Origin of the sequence: Rhizobium sp. WSM1274, from assembly GCF_025200775.1 — a bacterium.
Taxonomy (GTDB): domain Bacteria; phylum Pseudomonadota; class Alphaproteobacteria; order Rhizobiales; family Rhizobiaceae; genus Rhizobium; species Rhizobium leguminosarum_I.
The window spans coordinates 300,018-307,811 of the sequence record NZ_CP104141.1 but is presented as its reverse complement, the minus strand read 5'-3'; the positions used below and the strand labels follow the sequence as shown (position 1 = coordinate 307,811).

At 59.2% G+C, this 7,794-nt stretch carries 7 protein-coding genes; 5 read left to right on the top strand and 2 right to left on the bottom strand.

Annotated elements, in window-relative coordinates; translation table 11 throughout:
• Positions 1–241 precede the first annotated feature (241 nt).
• Together N2600_RS33285 and N2600_RS33280 are read right to left on the bottom strand one after the other, a co-directional pair.
• Positions 242–418: a hypothetical protein gene (locus N2600_RS33285; protein ID WP_260112086.1), complete on the bottom strand. Its 177-nt coding sequence runs from the start codon at positions 416–418 to the stop codon at positions 242–244.
• A gap of 847 nt (positions 419–1,265) precedes the next feature.
• Entirely contained in the window at positions 1,266–2,351 is a 1,086-nt protein-coding gene (locus tag N2600_RS33280) for an ROK family protein (protein WP_260299760.1), read from the bottom strand.
• Positions 2,352–2,474: 123 nt separating this feature from the next.
• On the opposite strand from N2600_RS33280, the gene otsB reads away from it, so the two are divergent.
• The 5 genes from otsB to N2600_RS33255 all read left to right on the top strand — a co-directional run bounded on the left by otsB (position 2,475) and on the right by N2600_RS33255 (position 7,787).
• Positions 2,475–3,254, top strand: a complete 780-nt coding sequence (gene otsB / locus N2600_RS33275) for a trehalose-phosphatase (protein WP_170255378.1) — start codon at positions 2,475–2,477, stop codon at positions 3,252–3,254.
• 201 nt (positions 3,255–3,455) lie between these two features.
• Positions 3,456–4,340, top strand: coding sequence for a helix-turn-helix domain-containing protein (locus N2600_RS33270; RefSeq protein ID WP_170277447.1), 885 nt, complete (start codon positions 3,456–3,458; stop codon positions 4,338–4,340).
• A gap of 224 nt (positions 4,341–4,564) precedes the next feature.
• Positions 4,565–5,638 carry an ABC transporter substrate-binding protein gene (locus N2600_RS33265; RefSeq protein WP_222384941.1) on the top strand — a complete coding sequence of 358 codons (1,074 nt, stop codon included), beginning with the start codon at positions 4,565–4,567 and terminating at the stop codon, positions 5,636–5,638.
• Between the two features lie 71 nt (positions 5,639–5,709).
• Positions 5,710–6,531 carry an ATP-binding cassette domain-containing protein gene (locus N2600_RS33260; RefSeq protein ID WP_260299759.1) on the top strand — a complete coding sequence of 274 codons (822 nt, stop codon included), beginning with the start codon at positions 5,710–5,712 and terminating at the stop codon, positions 6,529–6,531.
• Positions 6,528–7,787, top strand: coding sequence for a sugar ABC transporter permease (locus tag N2600_RS33255; protein ID WP_260299758.1), 1,260 nt, complete (start codon positions 6,528–6,530; stop codon positions 7,785–7,787). The genes N2600_RS33260 and N2600_RS33255 overlap by 4 nt, the downstream gene beginning before the upstream one ends.
• Positions 7,788–7,794: the final 7 nt, after the last annotated feature.

Genomic DNA, 7,794 nt, shown 5'->3' with positions numbered 1-7,794 from the left:
TCACGCAAATCCTGATAAATCGGGTCATTTTGCGCAAATGATCGTGAGTCTGCCGATTCCGTCAAGCGATTTCTTGGTTAGCCAATGGATAACAAACCGGATTCGACAAAAAAATCATCTGGAATTTCGGAATCTTAGCTGAGTTGTCAGCTGACAATGGCGGTCGTGTCCGAATCCATCAAAGCCAATAATAAAGTATCGCAGCACATCTTCGATGCGACTCAGCGTCGTTACCGGATCATCATTTATAAGCGGACGAATGGTGCAAGTTTTCGGTTTCCAGCCCATGGACGGGTTCATTGCCGGAAGACTTGTCATTTCCGTCCTGTGTTTCAGGATCGCGGCGTGACTGGGCAAGGCCGAGCATCTGTTCGAGACGACCAGCATTGAGCGGAGCGCTTATTCCCTTGAAGTTCATGATCCATCTTTCGTCTGCGCATCGATTGCGTGAAGGCGCAAAGGTTAAGCGCAATTTGGATCTGCCGAGAACCATCCGTCGACGTTATCACCATCTTTTCCGATGCGAGGCGAGAAAGGGGAGGAGACCTCCATCTTTCAAGCGCCGCTCTGAAATGCAGTCTTCGGCGGCGGCGCTCGCCGTCTCGGATCTCTTCTGCGCGCAAAGATCGAAGAGCGCCGCGCAGGTGCCGCCTGCCATGCGAAAGGCCACATCTTTGCCGACACCGGCGAACCGGCGCTGTCTCCGATCATGCGGCATCGGAGTTCCGAGCTGCCGGTGTGGGTGTTACTCCAGGACAGCGCTGTTGCTGCGCGCCATCGGGGAGGGGGCGTGCAGCCTGAATGTTCTTGCCGATCTAAGTCGGCGGAATGCTGAGGGGGCAGGTGCCGTTAAGGAAGTTGGGGGTCGTATGTCCGAGATCCGATCAATCGTCAGGCCAAGCCGCTGCCACCGGTCCAATCACATGCCGGCAGTTGAGCACGAACAGGGTTGACGACATCCCGATGCGTCATCAACCGCAAAGATCACAACAGCGCATGCTAGGCGAATCAGGTCTCGGCGGGTATGATCGGCAGGTGCCGTTGTCGCACACGTTCTGCCGCTAGCCCGATTGATCAGATCCCACTCCATGTCTCGCAAAGCGGCAATCTTTCCTAACGGAACTTATCGACCAGTTCGCTTCCGCCTAGGGAATTCCTTCTTGTTTACCTGCTATTTACCATAATCCTCCACGGCGCCGGCCGAGCCCGCATCGCGGTCGCTCGTGCGTTCCTTGACAGCAGGGTTGCGCGGCGCAAGGATTCCACTAACGCGCCTTCGTTCCCTCGCGATTGGTAAAATGCGCGTTGCCCAATCCCGTGCCGATGGTAAGCACTGCCCATCTCGACACGTCGTTCATAAAAGGGATCTGCGACAATCCCTGCACGACGGCGTCGTTGTGCATCATCACGAATGTGCTGTCGTCGCCGATCTCAGGAATAGCCTTCATCAGTGCGGCGGGAAGGTTGAAGCTGTCGCTCTCCCAGTTTCCGCCGGGCAGGTTCTGTCCGCCGCGTTCGATCGAGCCGTCGGCTTTGATGATGCCGGGACATGCTATGCCGATGATTGGCGCAGGCTTCAGATTGGCTTTCTCGGCCTTGCCGATTTGATCCTCTAACATTGCGGCCAGCTTCTCGACGGTCGCGGTGCGGCTCGGCTCGTCGTCGGCATGACGCCAGATGGCGGATTCCCAGACGCTTGCATCCCCAAAATTTGGCACGTCGTCCTTTCCGAATTTAACAACGCCAGCGCGAACATTCGTGCCGCCGATATCGACGGCGAGGATCGCCTCGTGACCTTTGAACATCCAGCGCGGCATCAGGTGGACCGCGCCGATCAGTCCGGCCTCATCGGGGTGGTGAACGATCGGCACGACTTCGACGTCGACCCCGGCCGCTTTGAGAATGACCATCGTCCTGGCGATAGTTAGTTCGCCAAAGTGGCTCCGACGGAAGCCGCCGCCAACGACGATGCGTTCTGTCTTTCCCCAACGTTTATCCTTCAGAAACTTGCCGATCACATCGGCAAAGTCTTGCGCAAAATCCTCCACTGCTCCCATGACCAACGCCGCCGCCGCCAAATCATCGCCCTTCAAAAGGGCGTCGATTTTTTTCTTGGAGAGTTTCTCCGTCGCGGTCTTGCCTATTGGGTCGTCTCCGACCTTGCGGATGCGTTTTCTCCAATCGTCGAGCTTCTGTTGGAACGTCTTTTTATTTGCGTTGTCGCCAACGAAACCATCCTTGTCACGCAGTTCGTTGTTGTAGTCGTCGATCGTCACCAATGGCAGATTTAAAGCGCCATGTGCCAGCGGGGCATTGACCTGATCACGGGGATCGGAACTGCTTTTGGCCATCAATGTACCTTCTACGGCGCGAGTGCTCGAACGGGCGGCGAGATACAACGCGGACCAGCCTTGTATGTTCCGGAGTCTGAAAGGCCACCTTGTCCCCGTCGACTAGCGACCTAGCTTCAATAATTGCAGAGTTTGGAGAATGCCGTGCAGGACGACACCGCTACTCAGGAAATGCTTTCAATGGTCTTGGAGGAACCGGACCACTGGGCGATGTTTCTCGATATCGACGGGACGCTGCTCAACCTTGCGCCTACACCGGATGCGATCGAGGTGCCGGAGGAGCTTCCTGGACAACTTCATAGGCTGTCGAACAAGCTCGGCGGTGCCTTGGCATTGGTCACCGGACGATCGCTTGCCTATGCAGACGCGCTGTTCAAACCCTTTGCATTTCCGACAGCAGGCCTGCACGGCGCAGAAATCAGGAACGCCGCCGGCATGCAGACGATCGAGGCGACAGCTGAGTTTCAGGCGCTGAAGCGTGCCCTGACCGCGGAAGCCGAGCACTATCCTGGCGTCTTGATCGAGGACAAGGGCGCGGCCGTTGCCGCCCATTACCGGCTCGCGCCTGAATATGAAAAGGTGCTCGAAGACCGGATGCATCATTATGCGGAGCTCGCCGGCCCGAACTGGGCATTGCAACTCGGTAAGATGGTATTCGAGCTGCGTCCGGCACGATCAAGCAAGGGCGATGCGCTGGAGCGGTTTTTTCAGTCCGACCCGTTCAAGAACCGCTCCCCGATTACTATCGGCGATGATCTGACCGACGAGTCGATGTTTGCGATCGCCAATGCGCGTGGCGGCGTTTCCGTGCGTGTTGGCGCAATCGGTGCCCCGAGCTGCGCCACGAGCCGGCTGTCCTCTTCTGCGCTGGTCAGAAACGTCATTGCAGCCTTGGCCGCTTGAGGCCGGCCCCGGGCAATGTGCAAATGCGGATTGCTGTCGTCTTTACGACGGCTGCGCAGCGTCAATTGTCAAAAAAGTATCGGTTTTGACCGGGAATCGTGGTGGCGGGCGTGACACGAGCCCATTACACTCCGCTTCAACAATAAAGCCAAAAAGGGAATTTGGCTGGCGGGCTTCGAACCGTCCTCGGAGGAGGAAACAATGGAACCTGACTTGGAAGTCATTCAGATCAGGCCAGGCGAATCTTTCGCAACGAAGGCGCATGGCTATCCCTATCATACGGTTCGTTGGCATTTTCACCCGGAATACGAACTGCATCTCGTCGTGGCGACAACGGGACGCTATTTCGTCGGCGACTTCATCGGCGAGTTCGAGCCTGGCAACCTTGTGCTTGCCGGGCCTAATCTTCCCCATAACTGGATCAGCGATGTCCCGAAAGGATCGAGCATTCCGCTTCGATGTCAGCTCATCCAGTTCAGCGAGAATTTTATCAGCGACACGATGAAGGTGCTGGCCGAACTTGGCCCGTTCGATCCAGTTCTTGAAGCCTGCCGCCGCGGCGTGCTCTTCGGCGCCGACACGAGCCGGCAGGTTGCGCCTCTGATGAACGAGGTGCAGCAGGCCCATGGTGTGCGTCGCATCGAGCTCTTCATGATGATCGTCGGCCTGCTCAGCCGGGCGCAGGATTCCCAGCTTCTCGCCAGCCCGAACTATCTGCCGGATCCATCGGGCTACATGTCGGCCGGCATCAACAAGGCGCTCGCCTATATCAGGGAGAACCTGACGAAATCCTTCGACGAAGCGGATCTCGCGGCGATCGCCGAACAGTCGACCGGCGCCTTTTCGCGCGCGTTTCGCCGCCATACCGGCATGTCGCTGGTACAGTATGTGAAACGCCTGCGCATCAATCTCGCCTGCCAGATCCTGATGAGCGATGACCACGCATCGATCACCGATATCTGCTTCGAGGTCGGCTTCAACAATCTGTCCAACTTCAACCGGCAGTTTCTCGCGGAAAAAGGCATGACGCCTTCCCGTTTCCGGCGGTTGTTGGGTGACAATATCAACGTGGCAAAGGCGGCCTAGAGGAGCCGAACGAGCACGTCCAAAGGACGAGGGAGGACGAGGAGGAGGAGGAACGAAAACTGACACTGACTTGAACGCGGGCACGCGATGAGCGGCTCGCGACCGGAGATGCTTGTCCTCAAAAACGTCAAACCACCGGGACAGGCGCGACCGTTCATCCAGCCGAACGGCCACAGCGAAAACAGTGCAATCACGAACCTACACAATTATTTCAACGGGAGGAGATGGAAATGATGAAATTCTCAACACAGGCGGCAGGCGCCGCGGTATTTGTCCTGTCTTTGCTGGGCGGTACTTCCGCCTTTGCGCAAACGGCCGTTTCGGATGCGACAGTGGCATTCCTCATGCCCGACCAGGGCTCGACCCGCTACGAGGAGCACGATCACCCGGGCTTCGTCGCGGAAATGAAGAAGCTTTGCGCGTCGTGCAAGGTTCTCTATCAAAACGCCGATGCCGATATTGCAAAACAGCAGCAACAGTTCAATTCGGCCATCACGCAAGGCGCCAAGGTCATCGTGCTGGACCCGGTGGATTCGGCGGCCGCCGCATCGCTCGTCCAGCTCGCACAGAGCCAGGGCGTCAAGGTCATTGCCTATGACCGTCCTATCCCGAAGGGCAAGGCCGATTTCTACGTGTCCTTCGATAACAAGGCGATCGGCAAGGCAATCGCGGAATCGCTCGTCCAGCATCTGAAGGCTGAGAACGTGCCGACCGACGGCGGGGGCATCCTGCAGATCAACGGCTCGCCGACCGATGCGGCTGCCGGGTTGATCAAGGACGGTATTCACGAGGGTCTGGCGAGCGGTGGATACAAGACGCTTGCCGAATTCGACACGCCCAACTGGCAGCCCGCCAACGCCCAGCAATGGGCCGGCGGCCAGATCACCCGTTTCGGCAAACAGATCGTCGGCGTGGTCGCCGCCAATGACGGCACCGGTGGCGGCGCCATCGCAGCCTTCAAGGCCGCGGGTGTCGATCCCGTGCCGCCGGTGACCGGCAATGATGCGACGATCGCCGCGCTGCAGCTGATCATAGCAGGGGATCAGTACAATACGATCTCCAAGCCGAGCGAAATCGTCGCCGCCGCCGCTGCCGACGTCGCCGTGAAGCTCCTGGCCGGAGAAACGCCGAAGGCAGAAATGACGCTTTACGACACGCCCGCACAGCTCTTCGTACCGGCTGTCGTGACCGCCGAAAACCTAAAGGCGGAGATCATCGACAAGAAGATCAACACTGCCGAGGAGCTGTGCACCGGCCGCTATGCCGACGGTTGCAAGAAGCTCGGCATCACGAAGTAATCGAGCCAAGGGAAAGCGCGGCCGGGCCACCGGTCGCGCTTCCGATTTTCGCTTTTTCGAAAGGCCAGGCGATGTCTGAAACCTCTCATATTCCTGACCCTACCCGTCGGCCTGTCCTCAGTCTGCGGAGAATATCGAAGAATTTCGGGGCGGTGTCGGCGCTCACCGATATCGAACTCGACGTGTATGCCGGCGAGGTCGTGGCGCTGGTGGGTGACAACGGCGCCGGCAAATCGACGCTGGTCAAGATCCTGGCCGGCGTGCACCAGCCAAGCTCGGGTGCGATCTTCTTCGAAGACAAACCGGTCAACCTGTCGAGCCCGAGCGCGGCTCTCGACCTCGGCATCGCCACCGTCTTCCAGGATTTGGCGCTTTGCGAAAATCTTGACGTCGTCGCGAATATCTTTCTCGGCAAGGAGCTCAGTCCGTTTCAGCTCGATGAGGTCGCGATGGAGATCGCCGCCTGGAAGCTCTTGACCGAGCTTTCCGCCCGCATTCCGAGCGTGCGCGAACCCGTCGCCTCACTCTCCGGCGGACAGCGCCAGACGGTCGCGATCGCTCGATCGCTGCTGCTCGAGCCGAAACTGATCATGCTCGACGAACCCACAGCTGCACTTGGCGTTGCCCAGACCGCCGAGGTGCTTGACCTCATCGAGCGCGTTCGGGAGCGCGGCCTCGCCGTCATCATGATCAGCCACAATATGGAGGACGTTCGTGCCGTCGCGGACCGTATTGTCGTCCTTCGGCTCGGCCGCAACAACGGCACCATGCCGCCTGACGCATCCAACGAACAGCTTGTCAGCGCCATCACCGGCGCTTCCAACAATTCCGTCTCCCGCCGCGCGATGCGCCGCAAGGCGCAAAGCCAACAGAACGAGGAGGGCAGGCCATGATGAAGACCATCCAGAATGAACCGGCAGCACCGGCACTCCTCGACCGAAGTGACGAAAGAGTGCACCATGACGATAGCCTTGCCGGCTCGATCCGCGCCTTTGGGGATCGCATCCGCTCTGGCGATCTCGGTTCGCTGCCGGTCATTGTCGGCCTGGCGATCATCTGGACGGTGTTCCAGGCGCTCAATCCGGTGTTTCTCTCCAGCAGCAACCTCGTCAACATGCTGTTCGACTGCTCGACGGTCGGCGTCATCTCGCTTGGTATCGTCTGCATCCTGATGGTGGGTGAGATCGATCTGTCCGTCGGCTCCGTCAGCGGCTTCGCCTCGGCACTGGTCGGCGTCTTCTGGGTCAACCAGGGCTGGCCGGTGGTCTTGGCTATTCTCGCCGCGATGATAGTCGGCGCCCTGATCGGCTCGCTCTACGCGTTTCTCTTCAACCGCTTCGGCATGCCGAGCTTCGTGTCGACGCTATCGGGGCTGCTCGCTGTTCTCGGCCTGCAGCTTTATATCCTCGGAGCGACCGGCTCGATCAATCTTCCCTATGGTTCCTGGCTGGTGAGTTTCGGCCAGATCATGGTCATGCCGGACCCGGTCGCCTATCTGCTGGTGGCACTTGCCGGAATTGCCTACTTCTTCGCCAGCTACCGCACCTCGGCGCGCCGGCGGGCCGCCGGCCTGTCGGCGAAATCGGCTCGCGGGCTGCTTCTGCGCGCCGTCATCATCACACTGGCTCTTGAAGCTGTCGCGTTTTATCTCAACCAGTCGCGCGGCATTCCGTGGATGTTTGGGCTTTTCGTCGGGCTCACCGCCGCGATGAATTATGCGCTGACACGCACCAAATGGGGACGCTCGATGCATGCCGTCGGCGGCAACAGGGAGGCCGCCCGTCGTTCCGGCATCAACGTCTCTCGCATCTATACGAGCGCTTTCGTCATGTGCGCCCTGCTTGCGGCAACCGGCGGCGTGCTCTCCGCAGCGCGGCTGGCGACGGCAAGTCAGCAGGCCGGCACGGGCGACGTCAATCTCAATGCCATCGCCGCAGCAGTTATCGGCGGCACGAGCCTGTTTGGCGGGCGCGGCAGTGCCTATTCAGCCCTTCTCGGCATCATCGTCATTCAGTCGATCGCAAGCGGGCTGACGCTTCTCGATCTGTCATCGTCACTTCGATACATGATCACCGGCGCTGTCCTTGCCGTCGCCGTCATCGTCGACTCGCTGGCACGCCGATCGCGAATTTCGCACGGCCGAGCCTAAAGCAACC